The organism is Paenibacillus sp. FSL R5-0407, assembly GCF_038009185.1.
Lineage (GTDB): Bacteria > Bacillota > Bacilli > Paenibacillales > Paenibacillaceae > Fontibacillus > Fontibacillus vini.
Genome location: NZ_JBBPAX010000001.1, coordinates 3,367,150 through 3,387,883, shown reverse-complemented (window position 1 = coordinate 3,387,883; position 20,734 = coordinate 3,367,150). Strand labels below are relative to the sequence as shown.

General features: G+C 47.5%; 14 protein-coding genes. 13 read left to right on the top strand and 1 reads right to left on the bottom strand.

Annotated elements, in window-relative coordinates; genetic code table 11:
• Window positions 1-103 precede the first annotated feature (103 nt).
• The gene (locus NYE70_RS16120) at window positions 104-1,147 is read left to right on the top strand and encodes a YeiH family protein (RefSeq protein WP_341046884.1); all 1,044 of its coding nucleotides are present in this window, start codon (window positions 104-106) and stop codon (window positions 1,145-1,147) included.
• A gap of 98 nt (window positions 1,148-1,245) precedes the next feature.
• Window positions 1,246-2,223 carry an aldo/keto reductase gene (locus NYE70_RS16115; RefSeq protein ID WP_341046883.1) on the top strand — a complete coding sequence of 326 codons (978 nt, stop codon included), beginning with the start codon at window positions 1,246-1,248 and terminating at the stop codon, window positions 2,221-2,223.
• A 176-nt stretch (window positions 2,224-2,399) separates the two neighbouring features.
• Here NYE70_RS16115 and NYE70_RS16110 read toward each other — a convergent pair whose 3' ends face one another.
• On the bottom strand, window positions 2,400-3,149 hold the full coding sequence (locus NYE70_RS16110) for an SDR family NAD(P)-dependent oxidoreductase (RefSeq protein WP_211023053.1): 750 nt from the start codon (window positions 3,147-3,149) through the stop codon (window positions 2,400-2,402).
• A gap of 228 nt (window positions 3,150-3,377) precedes the next feature.
• On the opposite strand from NYE70_RS16110, the gene NYE70_RS16105 reads away from it, so the two are divergent.
• From NYE70_RS16105 to NYE70_RS16055, 11 genes are all read left to right on the top strand, one after another.
• Window positions 3,378-4,670 carry an NCS2 family permease gene (locus NYE70_RS16105; RefSeq protein WP_211023052.1) on the top strand — a complete coding sequence of 431 codons (1,293 nt, stop codon included), beginning with the start codon at window positions 3,378-3,380 and terminating at the stop codon, window positions 4,668-4,670.
• A 388-nt stretch (window positions 4,671-5,058) separates the two neighbouring features.
• A complete protein-coding gene (locus tag NYE70_RS16100; RefSeq protein WP_341046880.1) occupies window positions 5,059-5,583 on the top strand; it encodes a hypothetical protein in 525 nt (174 codons plus the stop codon).
• A 390-nt stretch (window positions 5,584-5,973) separates the two neighbouring features.
• Entirely contained in the window at window positions 5,974-7,896 is a 1,923-nt protein-coding gene (locus NYE70_RS16095) for a DUF1565 domain-containing protein (RefSeq protein WP_341046878.1), read from the top strand.
• A gap of 226 nt (window positions 7,897-8,122) precedes the next feature.
• The gene (locus NYE70_RS16090; RefSeq protein ID WP_341046876.1) at window positions 8,123-10,312 is read left to right on the top strand and encodes an NAD-dependent epimerase/dehydratase family protein; all 2,190 of its coding nucleotides are present in this window, start codon (window positions 8,123-8,125) and stop codon (window positions 10,310-10,312) included.
• Window positions 10,305-11,213 (top strand): tetratricopeptide repeat protein, encoded by a 909-nt coding sequence (locus NYE70_RS16085; protein ID WP_341046875.1) that lies wholly within the window; start codon window positions 10,305-10,307, stop codon window positions 11,211-11,213. Before NYE70_RS16090 ends, NYE70_RS16085 begins: the two co-directional genes overlap by 8 nt.
• Window positions 11,197-13,032 carry a DUF2194 domain-containing protein gene (locus NYE70_RS16080; RefSeq protein ID WP_341046872.1) on the top strand — a complete coding sequence of 612 codons (1,836 nt, stop codon included), beginning with the start codon at window positions 11,197-11,199 and terminating at the stop codon, window positions 13,030-13,032. The genes NYE70_RS16085 and NYE70_RS16080 overlap by 17 nt, the downstream gene beginning before the upstream one ends.
• A gap of 5 nt (window positions 13,033-13,037) precedes the next feature.
• Window positions 13,038-14,471, top strand: a complete 1,434-nt coding sequence (gene pelF, locus NYE70_RS16075; RefSeq protein ID WP_341046870.1) for a GT4 family glycosyltransferase PelF — start codon at window positions 13,038-13,040, stop codon at window positions 14,469-14,471.
• The gene (gene pelG, locus NYE70_RS16070) at window positions 14,452-17,586 is read left to right on the top strand and encodes an exopolysaccharide Pel transporter PelG (protein WP_341046868.1); all 3,135 of its coding nucleotides are present in this window, start codon (window positions 14,452-14,454) and stop codon (window positions 17,584-17,586) included. The genes pelF and pelG overlap by 20 nt, the downstream gene beginning before the upstream one ends.
• 2 nt (window positions 17,587-17,588) lie before the next feature.
• Window positions 17,589-18,299, top strand: a complete 711-nt coding sequence (locus NYE70_RS16065) for a polyphosphate polymerase domain-containing protein (protein WP_341046866.1) — start codon at window positions 17,589-17,591, stop codon at window positions 18,297-18,299.
• Between the two features lie 137 nt (window positions 18,300-18,436).
• Window positions 18,437-18,997: a DUF4956 domain-containing protein gene (locus tag NYE70_RS16060; RefSeq protein WP_341047609.1), complete on the top strand. Its 561-nt coding sequence runs from the start codon at window positions 18,437-18,439 to the stop codon at window positions 18,995-18,997.
• Window positions 18,998-19,122: 125 nt separating this feature from the next.
• Window positions 19,123-20,523: a sensor domain-containing diguanylate cyclase gene (locus NYE70_RS16055; protein ID WP_213653616.1), complete on the top strand. Its 1,401-nt coding sequence runs from the start codon at window positions 19,123-19,125 to the stop codon at window positions 20,521-20,523.
• Window positions 20,524-20,734 lie beyond the last annotated feature (211 nt).

Here is a 20,734-nt window from a genome sequence, read left to right as displayed (position 1 = left end):
CTTTCCTGGCCTGCGGAGATAACATGAACGTACAGACCGCGCGGATCCTTTCTAACTCAACAGGCTTGGAGTGAACAACATGGCACAAACGGTACAGACATCCATGAAAGCACGACCGTATAAACGGAGTCAAAAATCAGGTTTTGTGCAGGGACTTGGCTTGACCTTGCTGCTTGCGGCGGCAGCTAAATGCTTGTCGCTAATTCCGTTTTTAAATATTATGGGCCAGCTTGTAATTGCGATTATCCTGGGCATGGTTTGGCGGGCCGTGTTTGGCGTTCCGGTCAAGGCTGCGGGAGGCGTTTCATTTTCGAGCAAAAAATGTCTCCGCTTCGGAATTATTCTTCTCGGCATGCGGCTGAACTTAGGGGATATCGTCCGGGCCGGACCTGGTGTGTTCGTCATTGCATTACTTCATATAACTGTAACGCTGCTCGTCGTATACGGGCTTGCAAAATGGCTCAAAGTTGACCGCAAGTTAGGTATGCTGACGGCCTGCGGCACCGCAATCTGTGGGGCGGCCGCCGTTGTGGCCATCGCCCCGCAAGTGGATGCGGGAGACGAAGAGACGGCAATCAGTGCCGCGATCGTAGCCATCCTTGGAACGATGTTTACACTGGCCTATATTTTGCTCTATCCGATCCTGGGGCTTACCCCGGAAGGATACGGGGTTTTCTCGGGCGGGACGCTCCATGAAATTGCGCACGTTATCGCAGCGGCCGCTCCCGGCGGGGAATCGGCTGTCGACCTGGCGGTCGTGGTGAAGCTCACCCGTGTAGCGATGCTGGTTCCAGTGGCTCTTTTAGTGGGAGCCTGGATGCAGCGCAAAACCCCTCGGCGTTCGCGCCAAGAGGACCAAGGGGAAACCGCGCGAAGTGGAATTGTCGGCACCATCCCCTGGTTTATATTCGGCTTTCTTCTGATGAGCGGCATAAATACTTGGGGAATCGTTCCTCCGCAGGCGGCAAGCATGATCGTAACTGCGGCCTATCTCCTGATCGCCATGGCAATGGCCGGTTTGGGGCTGGGCGTCGATTTCTCGGCATTTCGAAAATTAGGCATCCGGCCTTTCTGGGCCGCACTGCTCGGTTCGCTGGTGCTGTCCGGGCTCGGGCTCGTGACTGTCCATCTCTTCGGATTCGCGTAAACATACCGTTATTTTTGTTCAAGCCTCCCTCAGGTATATAATGGAGAAGTAGTCTGCTTCTGTTATGCCAGCCATCATATTTCGAGGAGGTTGTAACGATGAAGTACTCGAATTTAGGAAGAAGCGGTTTGAAAGTAAGCCGTCTATGCTTGGGAACGATGAATTTCGGACCGAGTACCGAGGAAAAGGAAGCGTTCAAAATCATGGACGCGGCCGTGGATGCAGGAGTGAATTTTTTCGACACCGCCAATGTGTATGGCGGAACGCCGCACCGGGGCTGGACCGAGGAAATTATCGGACGCTGGTTTGCCCAAGGCGGCGGAAGAAGGGAAAAGGTAGTGCTTGCGACAAAGGTTTATGGGGGAATGGGTGACCCGAATGAGGACCCGAACGGCGGCGCAGGGCTGTCCGCCTATAAGATCCGCCGGCATCTCGAAGACTCATTGCGCCGGCTTCAAACTGACCATATTGAACTGTATCAGATGCATCACGTAGACCGGAGCGTATCCTGGAGCGAGCTTTGGAACGCTTTTGATATACCGTTAAAGCAAGGCAAGATCGGTTATGTCGGCTCCAGCAACTTTGCCGGCCGCGATCTGGTCAAAGCGCAGTACGAAGCGAAAGATCACCGTCTGCTGGGGCTTGTCTCCGAGCAGCACAAATACAGCCTGCTCTGCCGCCTGCCGGAGCTGGAGGTTCTCCCGGCCGCCGAGGAGCTTGGCATCGGCGTCATTCCATGGAGTCCGCTCGACGGAGGCTTGCTCGGCGGCAACTGGAATCCGCAGCCGGGCTCGCGGACGGCAAAGCAGGGCGAGCGCCAGGAGAAGCTGCGCCCGCAATTGGAGCGCTTCACAGCCCTCTGCAAGGAGCTCGGCGAGTCGGAGGCGAACGTGGCTCTGGCCTGGACGCTGGCCCATCCGGCGGTAACCGCGCCGATCATCGGGCCGCGTACGCTCCAGCAGTTTGAGGATACGCTGCGCGTCGTTGAACTGGAGCTGAGCGAGGATACTTTGAAGGCGCTGGATGAGATTTTCCCGGGACCGGGCGGAGAGGCGCCAAAGGCATACGCCTGGTAATCTCAATTTAGATAAGCAGTTAAGGGCTACCCACCGTAATATGGGAGCCGTAACAGCCGACATAAATTTATGCTGCAACAATTGAACAAATCCCGATAGGCTCCGCCGGAAAGGCGAATGCTTATCGGGATTTGTTCGTTTTATCACGTATATTCGAGGAGGTAACAGTTAGCCTGTTATCCGTTCATAACGCTGCCGCCGTTGGCGCCGAGCACCTGGCCGGTATAGATGTTCGCATCGTCCGAGGCGAGGAACAGCACCGATTTGGCGATCTCCTGCGGGAATGCGAGCCGGCCGAGCAAATAGCGGGCATCGTTCTTGTCGCTTTCCTCCAGAGAGGAACGAACATCGGTGAAGGTGCCGCCCGGAGCGACAGCATTCACGAGCACATAAGGGGCAAGCTCCCGAGCGAGCGACTTAGTGAAGGCGGTCACTCCGCCCTTGGCCGCAGCATAGTGCGACAGATCGGCTGCGCCTTGGCTGGCAAGGTCCGATGTGACGTTGATGATCTTGCCGGACTTCTGTTCCAGCATCCGGCGGGCCGCTTCGCGCGAAGTATAAAAGGCGCCGTAAAGATGAATTTTGATCATCCGGTCCCATTGTTCGTTCGTCATCTCCGTCAGGCTGGAGGTTTGGGCGATTCCCGCATTGTTGACGAGGATATCGATCCGGCCGAACGCGCTGTCCAGCGCGGCGAACATGGATTGCACCTGAACAGGATCACTGACATCGGCGTTGTAGATTTCGGCCCGTATGCCGTGGGCTTCCGCTTGCCGCTGAACGTCGGCGGCTTCCTTATCATCACCGTAATAGTTGATGAACAGGTGGTGCCCCGCTTTGGCGAGCTCAAGTGCGATCGCTTTGCCGATTCCCCGGCTGGCGCCGGTAATCAAGGCGACCTTAGGTTTTGCTTCATTGCTGATCATAGTAATCGGTCTCCTTTGACTCTAAATAGAAAATGAAACTGGTTAATATTTCATAAGGACCAATATATCATTGATTTTCATGGGGAGGGAGTTATTTTTTTATAAATAATTGTTAAAATCGAAGGTCTTGTGGAATTAATCACGAATCGCTTGACGACGATAGGGGATAGATGGAGAATACTAAAGGGCTGAACAACATGAAATGTTTACCTAAGAAGGGAGAGCCACATGAATAAATTTTTCAAATTAAAACAGCATGGCACCAATGTGAAAACCGAACTGCTGGCAGGGCTGACCACCTTTCTGGCCATGGCGTATATTCTGGTCGTCAATCCCGCCGTTTTGCATGCCGCCGGGATCCCGTTCGACCAAGTGTTCATGGCGACGGTCATCGCTGCCGTCGTCGGCACGCTGTTCATGGCGCTGTTCGCAAATCATCCGATCGCCATTGCTCCGGGGATGGGGCTCAATGCTTATTTCACCAGCGTGGTCGCATCTACCGGCTTGACTTACCAAATCGTGCTCGGCACCGTGTTTATTGCCGGGGTCCTGTTCCTGCTCTTAAGCCTCACCCGGCTCAGAGAGGCGCTGATCCGCGCGATTCCCGACTCGCTAAAGTTCGGCATCACTGCCGGCATCGGGCTATTCATCGCCTTTCTCGGCCTGAAAATGTCCGGCATCGTCGTCGCCAGCCCGGACAACCTCGTCACCTTTGGCGATCTGCACCGTTCGGTAACGCTGCTGACGATTTTCGGCGTCTTCGTTACGCTTGTGCTCATGGCACGCCGGATACCGGGCGCCCTGTTTATCGGTATGGCGCTGACCGCGTTGATCGGCTATTTTACGGGTCAGCTCCATTTTGACAGCGGCCTCGTTTCGGCGCCTCCGACGCCGGTCTTCTTCGACATGGACATTGCCGGTGTCTTCACTCAAGGCCTGTACTCCACCGTATTCGCTTTCTTGCTCGTGACGCTGTTCGATACGACTGGCACTCTGATCGGCGTGGCTGAACAAACCGGCACCATGCAGAACGGGGAATTCCCGCGCGCCAAATCGGCGTTGCTGGCGGATGCAACGGCAACGACGGTCGGCTCTATGTTCGGCACGAGCCCGACGACCGCGTTCATCGAATCGACTACCGGCGTAGCTGCCGGCGGGCGGACGGGCCTGACCTCGCTGGTCGTGGCGGTTCTGTTCCTGCTGTCGATGTTTGTGTCGCCGCTGATGGGGGCGATTTCCTCCTTGCCGGCCATCACCGCTCCGGCGCTCATCATCGTCGGCTGCTTTATGATGGAAGGATTGGCCCGCATTCAATGGAAATCGTTTGACGAGGCTTTCCCGGCCTTCGCCATTTTGCTGATGATGCCGCTGACGGCAAGCATCGCGACCGGTATCGCCGTCGGGTTTATCACCTATCCTGTGATGAAGCTGGTTAGCGGAAAAGGACGTGAAGTTCATCCCCTGCTTTATGTATTCGGGGTGATCTTTATTATTCAGCTGGCATTCTTCCCGGCGCATTAAAACGGATACAATGAATAAAATTTTGTCACCAGATTTAACCTCATTGTGATCCTTTTCCCTTTGGCGGGTCATATAATGAATATAGAAGCAACACGCTATGTTTCATTGTTTGGGAAAAGGTTATTTATACTTAAAGTACGAATTCAATAAGTCAGGTTTTCAGGACCAAGAAGGTTGGATGAAGTTAGGGACTGAGTAGCGGAGCGTACATGGGGTACGTGAGCAACGGAAGGCCCGGCTGAATTCAAGATTCGACGTCGAGCCCTCATCATGATTTGCATCGTCATGGAAAGATGACTTTTTGAACAACCTCTAAAGGCATAATCCCGGAGTTAAGCGAAAGTGCATTCGCGATCATGCCGAAGACCGGAAAGGCGGGAACTAAGCAATGAGAAAATTAATGACGGTTTTGCTCCCCATATTCCTTGTCGTCGTAATGTCTTCGCTAACTACGTCCAGCTCTGGAGCCGCCAAGTCGGATAAGTCGCCGGATGTTGTCCGGGAATCGCAAAATTTAACGGTCTATATCGATCAGTTGGAACTTCGGCCGGACGGCGGTGTGCTCACGGTTGATCCTATAGAATGGTATTCCGGGAAGGAAGCCGAGGACGTGTTCGCCAAAATGGAACCGGATGCCGGCATCGACGGTCCTCCGGACGGCTATTATATCGTAAATGAGGACGACCGACTGGAACTCTATCCGGTCGCTGCGAATGCCCAGGTCTTTATGCAAATCTATGATCATACAGGAAATCCTGAGGATGTCGATATTTCGTGGAATGAACAAATAAGCTTGGAGAAGCTGTTCAGCCTATTCCAGAACACCGGGGTTCTCGATGTAAGAGAGTTTCCGTATCATTTGACGATAGAGAACGGGCAGGTAACAAGCATCGTCCAGCAATACGTGCCTTAAGCAAGTATATATTGAGCAGGAATATGAAAGAATATAATGCATAAGTATAGGAATCCCCTTTCTAGTAAGACAAGAGAATGAAGACATCTGGCAGGATGCCTCTTCCTTGTTGAGCGGAAGGGGATTTTTCATTAGATATTGCTTAACAACCGACGCTTGAACATGCAAAAATGTATTCGGTAATAAACCCGAATTTAATTCAGGCAAGTCATTGCCTATGGACAACTCTAAATGAGGATGGTATTTTCTAGGAAACAAAGAAGAGAGGTGTGAGAGATGGGAACTTTAAAGAGGTGGTTATCCGGAGCATTGTGCCTCGCCTTACTTCTATTTATCAATCATCCTGCTTCATTATATATAAGCGAATCCAATAGTGTATTTGCTGACGCAATGGGAACGGTCTACTATGTGGCTACGTCGGGAAATGACAACAATCCGGGAACTTTGTCGGCGCCCTGGCGAACTATCCAGAAAGCGTCGGATTCTGTCAGACCGGGTGATACCGTGTATGTTCGAGGTGGTGTATACAACGAATTCGTAAACATCAAAGTTTCCGGGTCGGCGGAATCCGGCCGGATTACGTTTCGAAATTATGAAAAGGAAACCCCGATTATCGACGGGACAGGGCTCTCGTTATCACGAAGTCAGGCCTTGGTGCAGCTTTCTAATGTTAATTTTGTTACAATCGCCGGCTTTGAAATTCGAAACTTATCCACGTCCAGCTCCTCAGCAGATCCGGCCGGTATTCGGGTAAAGGACGGAAGCAGCCAGATTGAAATACTGAATAATAATGTTCACCATATTGAGAATACCTCCAAAGATGGAAACGGGCACGGCATCCACGTACTTGGGAATACATCCAATGCAATTACAGGATTGGTGATCAGCGGAAATCAGGTCCATCATCTGATAACTGGAAAGAGCGAGTCGCTGACATTAAGCGGCAATATCGACGGGTTCTCGGTAACCAATAACCGGGTTTATGAGAATAACAATATCGGCATTGAACTAGCCGGATTTTATGGGGCTTGCTCTGGTTCATGCGTGGATCAGACTCGAAATGGGGTAGTTTCCGGGAATATAGTCTATCGCATCGATTCTTCCGGGAATAAGGCTTATGGAACCGGGATTCACGCTGCAGGTGGAATATACGCCGATGGCGCGACAAAGGTGATCATCGAGAGAAACGAGATTTACAATAGTGATTTTGGGATTGAACTTGCCAGTGAAAAGCGAGGAAAAACGACCAGCGGCATCGTTGTCAGAAATAATTATATTCATGACAACTACGGCGCCGGACTGATTATGGGAGGCTCAAGCTCGAGCAACGGCGGAGCGTCGCAGAACGTAATTGTGAACAACACTTTCGTGGAGAATGACAGTTTGGGACAAGGATATGGAGATATCACTCTGCAATGGAACAATACTGACAATCAGTTCAAAAACAACATTATTTTTAGTAATTCACGAAAGCTGTCGGTTAATAAACTGAATAGCAGCGGATCGAATAATCAATTTGATTATAATCTGTACTATAACTCAACAGGAACGGCGGGCAGCCAGTGGAAATGGGTAGGAAAGAGCTATAGCTCGCTGGCTTCCTACAAACAAGGTACGGGAAATGATACCCGTTCCTTGTTCGGAAATCCGCTGTTTGCGAATAAGGCGGCCCATGATATTCAGTTGAAAAAGGGGTCGCCTGCCATCGATAAAGGGTCGGCATTGAATCCAGGAGAACATGATCTGACGGGATCCGTCAGAATTCGGGGAGCAGCCATCGATATCGGAGCTGTAGAGTTCTCTGGGTCGAATATTGGCACTCCCGCTCCATCAATTACGATTGACGGCGATGCAGAGGACTGGAGCAAGATTCCAGTACATTCTACAGGATCTGGTAAAGCTTCGTCGATGAAGGCAGCAAAGGATGCCTTCTCTTTATATATTCTTGTTCAAGGGAGCGAGTTAACCACCAAGAGCCAGTTGTTCATTAATGCGGATAATAATATAAATACGGGATTTAAAGCGCCTTATTGGAAATCGAGCGGAGCGGATTATCTTCTCGAGAACGGCAGATTGTACCGGTATAACGGTTCGAACGGAACGGTTTGGAAGTGGGAATTTTTGAAGAGCTACTCGGATTCGCCCAATTATTTTCTCTCGGACGATCTATTGGAAGTCTACTTGCCTTGGAGTGACCTTGGAAAACTCACACAAAACAGTATTGTAAAAATAGGCTACGTATGGAACGACTCCGATAAGTATAAGTTGCCCAAGAGTGGAGATATGACCGCGGTTCAAGAGATTCTCAAATGAAACTGCTTTGCTCGTAAAACAGTTAAATGGACCTGAATAAATTGGCCCGGTTTTGGACGGATCAGGATATGTCTTTTTTCTGAAATCCGTCTGGAGTCGGGTTTTTGTAGTTAAAAATTGGTAGTGCATATTTAACATCTATGATATTATATGGATTCAAAGACAGTGACAAATATTACAAAATTGAAGATTTCAGTTGACGATCTCAGTAAGAAGAGGTGGTAGAATGAAAGTTTTAGTAACAGGCGGATATGGCTTTATCGGATCCCATGTTGCGGAAAGGTTTCATAAAGAGGGTTACGAGGTCTTTATTATCGATGACCTGTCATCCGGTAAACTGAACAATGTTAACTTCAAGCACCGGGGGTATCAGTTATCCGTCGAGGATCAAAAATGCGAGGAAATCTTCTCATCAAATCGATTTGATGTCGTCGTTCATCTGGCCGCACAGGTAAATGTGGCTACCTCTGTTGAGAATCCCAGGCAGGATGCCAAATCGAATGTCTTAGGTCTGATAAACATGCTCAGTCTGGCAAGTAAATATAGCGCCAAGAAGTTTATATTTGCCTCCTCAGCCGCGGTTTATGGAACAAGCGAGGATGTCCCTCTGCCGGAATCAGCACCATGCAGCCCTATTTCGCCTTACGGAATGAGCAAATGGGTGGGCGAAACTTATTGTCAGAAGTGGAGAGATCTGTACGGCCTTGAAACGCTGTGTTTCCGGTTTTCCAATGTATATGGCCCGCGCCAGAACAGCATTGGAGAAGGTGGAGTAATTTCGATTTTTGCAGACCGGATCATTGCAGGACAAAACATACATATCCACGGCGATGGAGAGCAAACCCGGGATTTTATCTATGTAGAAGATATAGCCGATGCTATTTATAGGGCGTCGTATTCGCAGCTTATGGGCGTATATAACCTATCTACCCAAACAGAGACTTCTGTAAACAGTCTGATCAGATTGTTTGAAGAATTGCACGGCACGGAACCGGACCTTATTTATCAGGGTGCCAGAAGCGGGGATATTCATCGGTCCGTGCTCAGTAACGAGAATATCAAGAAGGACCTTGACTGGACGCCAATGTACGGGCTCAGGCAAGGTTTAACCAAAACGTACGAATGGTTTAGACAGCAACACTCCGCATCCCTTGAAACTACACACCAAGCACCAAACCCCACATCACGTACTCGCTATTTTATCCAAGTATTCAAACCCTATCTTGAGAATTTACTCGCTTTCATTTTGATATCTTGGCTCACTTTAAGTCAGTGGGATATGGCCTATTCATTCATTGACATCAAGATGTTCTACATAACCATCATCGGAATTTTGTATGGCAATCGTCAGTCGATTATGGCTGTTGCGTTGTCCGTTTGTTTGTTGACCTATCAGCGGCTGCTTAATGGACATGAACTCGTCTCCATGCTGTACGATACGGACTTTTTCTTTCAAATTGCCATTTATTTATGCATCGGCCTTGTGGTCGGTTATGCGGTTGAACGCAAAAACGGTAAGATTGCCTCCCAAGATATCGAAATTAAAGAGCTTGGCGAGAAATATGAATTTCTTAACGGCGTGTACCGGGAGGTCCGGGAAGTTAAGAACGAGCTGCAACAGCGAATTATGAATAGCGGGGACAGCTTCGGTAAAATTCACTCGATTACCAAAGAATTGGACAGCTTGGAACCGGATGAAATCTTTGTTTCTACGGTCAATGTGATCGAATCTATTATGAATACACGGGCCGTGTCCATCTACATCGCAAATTCGAATCGCGACTACTTGAGGCTGGTGGCGCATTCAATGAATATCGGTGAGGAAACGGCAAAATCGCTGAAAGTGGAGGAACATGATTATGTCGGTCGAGTGTTTCTCGGCGACCAGATTTATGTCAACCGGGAACTCAAACCTGGCGTTCCACTAATGGTCGCTCCGGTTCAAAGACGCGGCGAGACGGTAGCCATCATTGCATTGGACGATATTCCGTTCGAGAACTTTTCTCTGTATTATCAAAACTTGTTCAAGATTACGGTTGAATTGGTATCCTCCTCTCTATCGAGAGCATTCTCTTATGTGGAGGCGACTGAAAGTTTGCGTTATGTGGAAGACTCTTCGATCCTGACGAATGAAGTGTTTCAGTCGATTCTGAGGAATAAGAGAATGGCCAAAGAGAAGCTTAACATCAATTATTCACTTCTAATCCAAAGCGGTCACGTTGATTCACTCAGAGACTTTTCAAATAAGCTTAAAGGCCTGCTGAGGGAAACGGATTATATCGGACTCGGAGCGGCGAATGAGCTGATGATTCTGTTATCGAATACGGGACCTGAGGACGTTGCACGGATTTTGGAACGTTTCGCGGAACGGAATATATTCTTGAAAATACTTGAAGAGGAAGTTACCTATGGTTGAGTGGGTGCTTATTGTATACATACTCATCTCGGGTATCTTGTTATGGGTACGCTATCGTCAAACGCCGCGTAACTGGGTTCTGAGATGGGTGCTTGTCGCCGCTTTCCCTCTGATCGGGTGGTTGTTTCCGTTATTTTGGCCTAAATCATGGTTGCGGCCGGCGAGTCCGGAGCAAATGGAAGAATTGTTCGAGCATGACGGGAAGGGGCAGCAGTTATCGGCGATCCAAATGGAGTTTAATTCCGCGGAGGAACTGAACGTGGTCTCTATTGAGGAGGCGCTATTGGTTAATGAGCATGCAGACCGGCGCAGAGTTATGATTCAAGTGCTGAAACAGGACGCCTTTAAGTACATGGATATTCTTAAAAAGGCAATCAGTAATGAAGATACCGAGACTTCTCATTATGCTGTGAGCGCCGTAATGGAAATCAAAAGAAAGCTGACTCTTTCCATGCAGGAGCTCTCCGTCCAATATGAATCGAATAAACAGGATCCAGCAGTGCTGCAGGCATACGGAGAAGTGCTGGATCAATATATGAATAGCGGGTTTCTGGATGAAAAGACGCTGAGAAACTATAGAGTCTCCTATATTCAAGTCCTGGATGAATTGATCGGAATTGATCCGGGGGTGGAATCGGCTTATCAAGGGAAAATGGAGTCGGAGCTGGAGCTTGGGCTCTTGCGGGAAGCCGAGCGTACCGCGCAGTTGTACCTGGAGAGATTCCCGCAAAGCGAGGAGGCGTATCTTGGCTTGGTGAAGATTTACTATCATATGCGATCCTATGATAATGTACAAACCGTTCTGGAGTTACTGAAGAAATCGCCGCTTACACTTTCCAATCGGGCTTTAACGCTGGTGAGGTATTGGTCAGGAGGCGCCTACAGTGAAAGACGGATTTAATTTAAAACGAAACGTTTACGTCATCTTGGCTGCCGTTATCGTGTTGGCATTGGCGCTGCAAATTGCCCGTTCCCAGTATGTTCTGCAATTCAGCCGCAATGGTAGTATGGCGGAGGAACGGCAACTCCGCGTGGCGACTGCAGAGGAGATTCAGGCGCTGGAGTTCTCGGGTCCGGATTACTGCATCTTCTATGATTCCGAGGATGAATACAGTGTAAGTGTCAAGAATAACACGAGCCGGATGCTGCAGTACATGAAGAAGAAAACAGCGGTTACGGACACATCCTCAGGCTCAGCGATCCGTCTAGAGGGCTGTGCGGCTGCTATCATAACGAATCAACAACTGGATCCGATCGGAAACATATTGGCTGTTTCTGATTATGTGCAACAGGGTGGTTATGTGCTGTTTACAAGCCAGTTGGAGACAGACTCTGCCTTTTATCAGTTATATCGGAAATTAGGCATCGTTTCGGTGGGGGGGACTTATCCTGCTAAAGGGATTGAGCTGAATTCCAATATATTAATCGGAGAAAAGGGCTATAAGTCGAATGATCCCTATTTCGTAAACATCTCTAACGTGGTTGAAATCGACGGGAGATCAGAATTACTGGCGTCGGCGATGGACGGCAATCCGCTGATCTGGAGAACGGAATACGGCGACGGTGCATTCCTGGTTATGAACGGGACGATGCTGCAGGAGAAGGTGAACCGTGGGTTATTCTCAGGGGCGATCAGCATGCTGGAACCGGATTATATTTACCCGGTTTTTAATTCTAAGCTGATCTATATCGACGATTTTCCTTCTCCCATCCCGGAAGGGAGCGTGCCTTCCATCTATGACGTCTATCACAAGGATATCAAGCAATTTTATAGGGAGATCTGGTGGCCTGACATGCTGAAGGCTGCCAAGAGAGCCGGGTTAAAGTATACGGCGGGAATTATTCAATCTTATCAGAATGATGTAGAAGGACCTTTCCAATATCCTGCGGACGAAGATCGTTACAATTTGATTTCGTACGGGCGGGAGGTCATTAAAAGCGGTGGTGAAATTGGAATTCACGGCTATAACCATCAGTCCCTGCAGACGGATCTGCGAATTGCGGATTATTACGAGTATAAGGTCTGGAAGTCCCAAGAGAAGATGGAGCAAGCCGTAGCCGAGGTGCTGGAATTTGCGCATCGCGCTTTTCCTAATTACCAGATCATGTCCTATATTCCTCCTTCCAATATGCTGGATTCGGTAGGACGCGAAGCCTTGAAGCAGGCTTGGCCCAATTTAACGGTCATTTCTTCTTTGTACGAAGAAGATATTAACAAGGTGTCTTACGTTCAAGAATTCGAGGTCGCTCCGGACGGAATTATTGAAATGCCGAGAATTTCTTCGGGTTATATGGATTCTCCATTCGAACAGTGGGCGGAGGCAAACGCGATTACCTCTCTCGGGTTCTACTCACACTTTATTCACCCTGACGATATCCTCGATGAAATGAGAGGCCAAAGTTTATCGTGGGAGGAATTGTATAAGGGATTTACATTGAAATTGGAGCGACTCCGGACGACTTATCCGTGGCTCCGGGCCATGACTTCCACAGAAGCTGCCTTGGATATGGAGGATGTACTGGGCTCCACAGTGAGTTGGGAGAAGGGCGCAAACAGCATTAAGGGAGAAGTATCCCACCTTGAGCAGGATAATTTCTTCATTTTGCGGACTGAGCGCCGTATAGGCCGGCTTCAGAATTGTACTGTAACAAAAATCGACGATCAGGTATTTCTAGTGACAGTGACCGAGGACAAATTTGAAATAGGATTGGGCGATTGAACATTATGAGAATTTGTATAATAGCCGAGGGATCGTATCCCTATATCACCGGAGGGGTGTCCAGCTGGATTCATAGTTTGACGTCGCAGTTGTCGGAACATGAATTCATTATTTATTCGATTGGGGCACAGAGCAAAAATCGGGGAAAATTCAAATATCAGCTTCCGGCCAATATCATCGAGGTGAAGGAAGTGTTTCTGGATGCCTATCTGGATGAAACGGGCGAATGGGGAAGCCGATTCCGGATTAGCAAGCAGGAAGAAGAGATTTTGAGTTCGCTAATCAGCGGCAGGGCGACAGTGGATTGGGGGGGATTTTTCGATTTGATTCGCTCCCGCCAATTTCACCATACGGCTGATTTTTTGTCCAGTAAGAACTATTTCGATATGGTTGAGGAGATTTGCCGGACGGAGTATGAACTGGTGCCGTTTACCGAAATGTTTTGGACGATTCGTTCGATGATCCTCCCGCTTTTTCTTACGATACGGAACGAAGTTCCCGAGGCGGATATCTATCATAGCGTCTCAACCGGTTATGCAGGTGTTATTGGAACGCTGGCCAAGCATCTGTATGGAAAACCGCTTATTTTGACGGAGCACGGCATTTATTCACGGGAACGGGAAGAGGAAATCATTAAGGCGGATTGGGTAAAGGGATATTTTAAAGATTTATGGATCAAGTATTTCTATACCTTGTCGAGCAGTATTTATGAAGCGGCGGACCAAGTGGTTACCTTGTTTAACCGCAATAAGGAAATTGAAATGGAACTTGGCTGCGACGGTTCGAAGATCGCCATCATTCCGAATGGAGTCCACATAGATAGCGGCTATACCAATAATCAAAATTCGGATGAACAAACGATAAGAATCGGGGCTGTTGTCCGCATTGTTCCGATCAAAGACATCAAGACGATGATCCAAAGCTTTGCTTTGATTAAACGCGAGGTGCCGAATGCCACATTGACCATCATGGGTCCAACAGAAGAGGACGACACCTACTTCCAAGAGTGTCTTCAAATGGTGGAATCCCTTCAGGTTAAGGATATCGAGTTTACAGGTGAAGTCAAAGTGAAGGATTATTTGGGGCATATGGATATTCTCCTGCTTTCCAGTATTAGCGAAGGACAGCCTTTGGCTGTATTGGAGGGCATGGCCAGCGGCAAGCCGTTCGTATCCACAAACGTGGGTAGTTGCAAGGAACTTCTCTATGGAGTTGATGACGGCATCGGGCCTGCCGGTTTCGTAGTACCCGTCATGCATTATGAATTTATGGCCCAGCGGGTTATCGAACTTTGCAGGAGCCGGGAACTTCGGGAAGAGATGGGGAGAAACGCGTTACAAAGAGTGACGCTTCATTATCAGCACCACGACTTTATTGAAAATTACCGAAATTTATACGCTTCTTTGAAGGAGGTGCGTTATGGCCGGCATCGGGTTTGAATTAAGAAAATTGTTTCGTGAACAAGGACTTCTCAACAACGTAAAGGCCTATGCCTTCTCAGCCTTAACTACTGTCGGGCCCATGATCCTAAGCATGTTTCTGATTGTAGTGCTGCAACGGTTGATGACCTTCAATGAGGCGAGCTACTTGGATTGGGAATTGTACATTGCCACGGTGCAATACGCCTTCATATTCTCGATTATTATTACGAGCGGTTTATCTATGGTATTGACCCGGTATATTGCGGATATGATCTTCCAAAAGAAATATGACCGGATCCTATCGTCTTATTATGGGGCCTTAGCCGTGTGTCTTCCTTTCAGCGGATTAACGGCCTGGCTCTTTCTTCGGGGCGTAGCGGCGACTCCGGGTTATAAATTAGCCGCGTATTTATTTTTTATGATTCTGGTAGTGATCTGGTTTCAGTCGGTTTATTTGTCGGCTCTCAAGGATTACGTAAGAATAGTGCGAACCTTCGCTGTTGGAGTGTTAGTCTCGGTAGTCGCAGGCTGGATTCTGCTAAGTTATACGGAAATAAACCCGGCAACGGCGGCATTGGTCGCCATTGATGTTGGATTCGTGCTAATCGCACTGTTGTCATCCTTTCATTTTGAACAGGTATTTCCAGCGAGACAGGAGCGGCTTTATTTTGCTTTCTTCTCGTATTTTAGGAAGTATCCGTCCTTGTTTTTTATCGGCACATTTATGTATGCCGGGATCTATGTTCACTGCTTTGTGTACTGGTTTAGCTCTAAGGGGACGCTGGTCAGCGATCAATTTTGGACGTCGCCGTTTTATGACTTGCCGGTATTTTATGCTTTTGTTTCGGTCATTCCCACCTTGGTCACCTTCGTGGTCTCTGTGGAGACCCGCTTTTATGAGAAATTCAGAACGTATTACAATCAGGTAATTCATGGCGGAACTTATCAGGAGATGAGCAGGGCCAAGAAGGAGATGCAGAGAACCTTGATGCTGGAAATCAGCTTTCTGACCGAAGTGCAGTTGTTGTTTACGATAATCTCGCTTGCTCTGGGAATGAAATTCCTGCCGGGAACGGGATTTACGATGGAGCAGATCGATATCTTTACGATTCTGGCCCTTGGTTATTTCCTATTCATCATCATGTTCGTCCTATTGCATTTGTTAATGTACTTTGATGATCGCAAAGGAGTTCTTTGGATTAGCCTATTGTTCGTCGTTCTGAACGTGGCCATTTCTTATGCGACTTATAAAACAGACAGTGACGGATTAGGGATGTTTATCGCCTCCTTTTTAGGGTTAGCTGCGGCGATCTACAGGCTGATGCAAGTGCTTGGCAATATTGATTACTTTACCTTCTGTATGCAGCCCATGCACACTATGCGGCCAAAGAACCAGACATTCCGCAAAATTCCCGGAAAGTCGCTCTCTATTATTGTTTCGGTCTCGCTACTCGCTGTTTTGCTGAGCGCTTGTACAGCAACATCATCAATTGATTCCGGCACTGTCTCGGGCGAAGCGGTAGCAGCCTCCGTCGTCGGATCGGAGAAGATGGAGCAGGATATCAGTCGTCTTCAAGAAGATAAGCGGGTTTATGAACGGGATGAAGATTCTTCGATAAAAGCGTTGTATGTAACGGTTCTTCCGCAGAACCAGGAGAAAGCGAAGACCGGGCTCAATTGGTATGCATTGAATCGGATTACCGATCATTACAGTCAGGATAATATGAAGGTTATTGTTCAGGAGGGGGCCGTCGACGGCAGCGGACCGCAGCAGGGGATGTTCGGTTACGGAATCAGCGAGTTCAACGGCAAAATTAGTCTGCGTGGTAATACGGCTCGGTATGCTTCGCAGAAGTCTTATAAGATTCGCCTGAATGAAGAAGCGGGAACCTGGTTGAACCAGCGGACGATTAATTTGAACAAACATGCCTTTGACTTCTCAAGAATTCGCAATAAACTGACGTTCGACCTCTTGGAGAAGGTTCCGGATATCACCAGTTTGAGAACTCAATTCGTCCATCTGTATGTGAAGGACTTATCCGAAGGGGCTAATCCTGGCGGCTACGAAAATTACGGACTCTATACTCAAATCGAACAACCGAATGAAATGTTTTTAAAATCGCATTGGCTTGACCCTTACGGTCAGCTTTATAAAGTAGCTTTCTTCGAATTTTTTCGTTATCCGGATCAAATCAAAGAACTATCGGACCCAGGGTATGACAAGGCCGCTTTTGAGTCGATTCTCGAGATTAAAGGATATGAGGACCATGACAAGCTTATTGCTATGCTGAACGATGTCAACGATATGTCGATACCTATTGATAAAGTCATTGAAGAGCATTTTGATTTGGATAATTACCTGACCTGGCTGGCCGTAAATATATTGACGGACAATATGGATACGGACGCGAATAACTTCTATCTGTATTCCCCTTTAAATTCGGACAAATGGTACTTTCTCCCGTGGGATTATGACGGGGCTTGGGGTGTCCAGCGAATGGAGATGAGTATCAGTGATTACCAGAACGGACTCAGTAACTATTGGGGAAGCGTACTTCACAATCGTTATTTCCGAAGTGAGGCTCATATTCAGCAGCTCAAGGATAAGATCGAAGAAGTGTCCAAATACATTAATAAGGATACGGTGACGGCCCAAATGAAGCTTTATGAAGGTACGGTAAAACCTTATTTGGAAAGCGCACCTGATATTAAGTTTCTGCCGCAAATGACGAGCCGATTATCGGAGGAGATGAAGTATATCGCCCAGGTTCCGGAGATGGGGAAAAAGCTGTTTCTAGAAGATTTGGAGAAGCCTAAGCCATTTTATTTGGACGATGTGAAGACCGAAGCCGACGGTAAACAGACGTATAGTTGGGGGTTGTCTTATGACTTCCAAGGGGATGACCTTCTATATGACTTATCCGTAGCTAAAGACCCTGAATTTACTCAGGTTGTCACTACTAAAAAGGACCTTTCTAATAATACTGTCACGCTGGACGGGCTGCCGAAAGGAATCTATTACTGGAAGGTAATCGTGCGTGATACTCAGGGGCATTCGCAGATCGCCTTCGACAAATATTTCGATACTGAGGAACAGCCCTATTATGGAATAAGGGAATTTGAGGTGGAATAACTGTGCAATTTCAAGGAAGAAAGCTGCGTCATGAATTCAAATATTATCTGAACACACACGAATACCTTTCTCTCAGCCAAAAGGCCGCGGCGTTGCTTCGGATGGACAGCCATTCGCCCGGCCGGGAGGGCTACGGCATACGCAGCCTGTATTTCGACGGGGTTCATGACCATTCGTTGCACGATAAGAACAATGGAGTTTTTGCGCGAGAGAAGTACAGGATCCGCATATATAACGGAAGTAAGGACCATATTTCTTTGGAGCGGAAAAGTAAGTACGGTGATTATGTATGTAAGGATGCAGCCCGGCTAACACACAGGGAATACGAGTCTATCATGAATGGAGACGCAGAAATTCTCTCAAAGAGGGAAGAAGCGTTGGTACAGCAATTTCGGACAGCGTTGGTGCATCGAGCGTTTCGCCCCGTTGTAATCGTCGATTATATTAGGGAAGCTTATGTATACGATCTGGGTAATGTAAGAATTACCTTTGATAAAATGCTATCGGCGGGTGTTAATACCGTAGACTTGTTTGACGAAGCCATGGTGTTAAGGGAAGCGATTATGGGCCCGCTGACCATTATGGAAGTCAAGTATGACTCATTCTTGCCCGTTCATGTCCGTCAAATCATTGAGACGGAAAAACATGTCCGTTCTTCTATTTCAAAGTATGTCATTTGTCGGGAAGCCCGGTATCGGCACTTTAAAGAATAATTACAGGGGGAAACAAAGTGGGAGATAACCTGAATTTTGATAACATTATCAAAAAGAGCGTTCTAAATCTGGAGGCTTTTCGTAATATATCTTATATTGACGTTTTTTTAGGACTTCTATGTGCTTTTATTATCGGGATGTTTATTTTTTGGGTTTATAAAAAGGCATTTCGAGGAGTTGTATATAGTTACAACTACAATGTATCCTTTGTTCTAATGACGATGATTACAGCATTGGTCATCATGACGATCAGTACGAATATCGTGCTTTCGCTCGGAATGGTAGGGGCCTTGAGCATCGTGAGATTCCGGAACGCTGTAAAAGACCCTCTGGATATCGTATATATGTTTTGGGCTCTTGCGGCAGGAATTGCATCGGGGGCGAAGTTGTATCCGATTGCCTTATTCGGTTCATTACTAATTGGAGTGACCTTGTTATGGCTATCTCGCCGCAAAATCAGAGAGCAGCCTTTCCTGCTGATCATCCGCCACACAGAAGAGGCTGCGAATGAGGTTAGGGAGCAACTGCGCAAGTTACCGTATCGCCTAAAGTCAAAAACGGTAAGAAGGGAATTTACCGAACTTACGGTTGAACTGCGACTTAGGGACGACAATACGGCGTTCCTTCATTCGATTTCCGATATTAATGGAGTTCAGGATGCTTCTTTGATCAATTATTCCGGTGATTACGCTCAATAAGGCAGATAAAACTGCTGAAAATCATAATTTTTCACAAAACAGTACCCTTATAATTCCCAAAGGTGTAATATGGAAGTAAGAAAATCTAGTTCTTTATTACTATTTTTGGAGACGTGAATTAGATTATGAACAGGGAACAAGAAATTCACCGGCGAAATGTATTGATACTGAAGCTGCTGTGGGGCTTCTATGCAATTTCTCTAGTGGTAAATCTGGTTGTGGACCAGAGCATCTATGTCCTATATCCCCCCGTCGGCCTGGGGCTGGGTATTGTTTTGCTGCTGCTTGTGGCAAGCAAACGTTTCTCGGAACTGACGATGTTTTTGATGATTACTTCGTTATATGTGTTTTTGCTGGCGCTTACTTTAAACTATCCTTATTTGGTCAACTTCATTTTTCTAGGCCTGATTCCTTTGTTTGCTTTAATATATCTTGATTATAGGGCCGTCTTACTCGCTGGTGCTTTGTACCTTGCAACCGCTATTTATATGTTCAATGTGCTGCACGATGAAATGTTTGCGGGAGTTGACCGCAGCGATATTGCCTATGTCGTCGTTTTTGGATTGTTTGCAACCGCATTCTGTCTCTATTTCACCAAATTTATCAAATCTCTCTGGCTGAAGGCAGAACAGAGCGGCAGTCAACTCCGCAACATTTTGGAGAATGTTGAAATCGCTACCTGGTCATATCATTTGAGCGGAGGCGTCATGCAGCTGTCCGAAGGTATCATTCATATTACCGGAATGCCTGCGGAAGCTTTTGAAGGCGACTATCGGATGTTGACAGATATTGTATTACCTGAGGACAAATCGCGGATTATGAAGGCCCAAAAAGAAATGGTTTTGGACAAGAAAAGCGTTACGGTAGAATGTCGGATTGTCCGCAGCGATGGAGAGTACCGGTGGACGCAGATCCGGGGGAACCCCTTTTTTAACAGTACCGGGCATCTTGAGCGATTAGCGGGAGTTATAATAGACATAACAGAGCGGAAGAGGCTGGAGGAACAGGTAGAATACCTGGCCTACCATGATGAACTGACCGCCTTGCCCAACCGGGCCATGTTCAATATGCGGTTTGAACAATACATAAATGAAGGTATGAATCCTCTAACGATTATGTTTATCGATCTGGACAACTTCAAAGAGGTAAATGATGCTTTTGGCCATAGTGCTGGTGATTTACTTTTGAGGGGAATTGCCGAAAGATTGACCGGACATATTCGGGATACCGATATGGTTTGCAGGCTTGGTGGAGACGAGTTCTTACTGCTGCTAACCCACAGCGATTCGACGCATGCCTCCAAGGTAGCAGAGCGGATCATTTCAAGTCTTTCCATTCCTTTCAATTATCAAGGCTATTCACTCATCGCTACGCCAAGTATAGGGATTTGCGTATATGAGGGCGGCCCATGTGATTTGGACCAGCTCATCCGGGAAGCCGACGAGGCGATGTATGAAGCGAAAAGGGAAGGTCGCAACCGGTATTTTATACATTCGGCTCTTTCCAGTATGAGTTCATATCCTTGAATTATAAGTCAATTGACCCAGTTTTAGCTCAGCAAGTTGAGCTGAAACTGGGTCTTTTTGGGTTGGGTCGTGCTAGATCATATGCATTATTCTAGTTCGCGCTAAGCCACGCTGTGCAGATGAGAAAATGATGCGATAGTGCAGCTATTATTCCCCGGATCGGGTCGTAAGAGAAGGATTTCTGCATTTGTACAGGATTTCCAAGCACAAC

Excerpts from the sequence above, each read along its gene's own strand:
- NYE70_RS16120 (WP_341046884.1), top strand. The coding sequence starts at position 104 with ATGAAAGCACGACCGTATAAACGGAGTCAAAAATCAGGTTTTGTGCAG.
- NYE70_RS16115 (WP_341046883.1), top strand. The coding sequence starts at position 1,246 with ATGAAGTACTCGAATTTAGGAAGAAGCGGTTTGAAAGTAAGCCGTCTA.
- NYE70_RS16110 (WP_211023053.1), bottom strand. The coding sequence starts at position 3,149 with ATGATCAGCAATGAAGCAAAACCTAAGGTCGCCTTGATTACCGGCGCC.
- NYE70_RS16105 (WP_211023052.1), top strand. The coding sequence starts at position 3,378 with ATGAATAAATTTTTCAAATTAAAACAGCATGGCACCAATGTGAAAACC.
- NYE70_RS16100 (WP_341046880.1), top strand. The coding sequence starts at position 5,059 with ATGAGAAAATTAATGACGGTTTTGCTCCCCATATTCCTTGTCGTCGTA.
- NYE70_RS16095 (WP_341046878.1), top strand. The coding sequence starts at position 5,974 with ATGGGAACGGTCTACTATGTGGCTACGTCGGGAAATGACAACAATCCG.
- NYE70_RS16090 (WP_341046876.1), top strand. The coding sequence starts at position 8,123 with ATGAAAGTTTTAGTAACAGGCGGATATGGCTTTATCGGATCCCATGTT.
- NYE70_RS16085 (WP_341046875.1), top strand. The coding sequence starts at position 10,305 with ATGGTTGAGTGGGTGCTTATTGTATACATACTCATCTCGGGTATCTTG.
- pelF (WP_341046870.1), top strand. The coding sequence starts at position 13,038 with ATGAGAATTTGTATAATAGCCGAGGGATCGTATCCCTATATCACCGGA.
- pelG (WP_341046868.1), top strand. The coding sequence starts at position 14,452 with ATGGCCGGCATCGGGTTTGAATTAAGAAAATTGTTTCGTGAACAAGGA.
- NYE70_RS16060 (WP_341047609.1), top strand. The coding sequence starts at position 18,437 with ATGTTTATTTTTTGGGTTTATAAAAAGGCATTTCGAGGAGTTGTATAT.
- NYE70_RS16055 (WP_213653616.1), top strand. The coding sequence starts at position 19,123 with ATGAACAGGGAACAAGAAATTCACCGGCGAAATGTATTGATACTGAAG.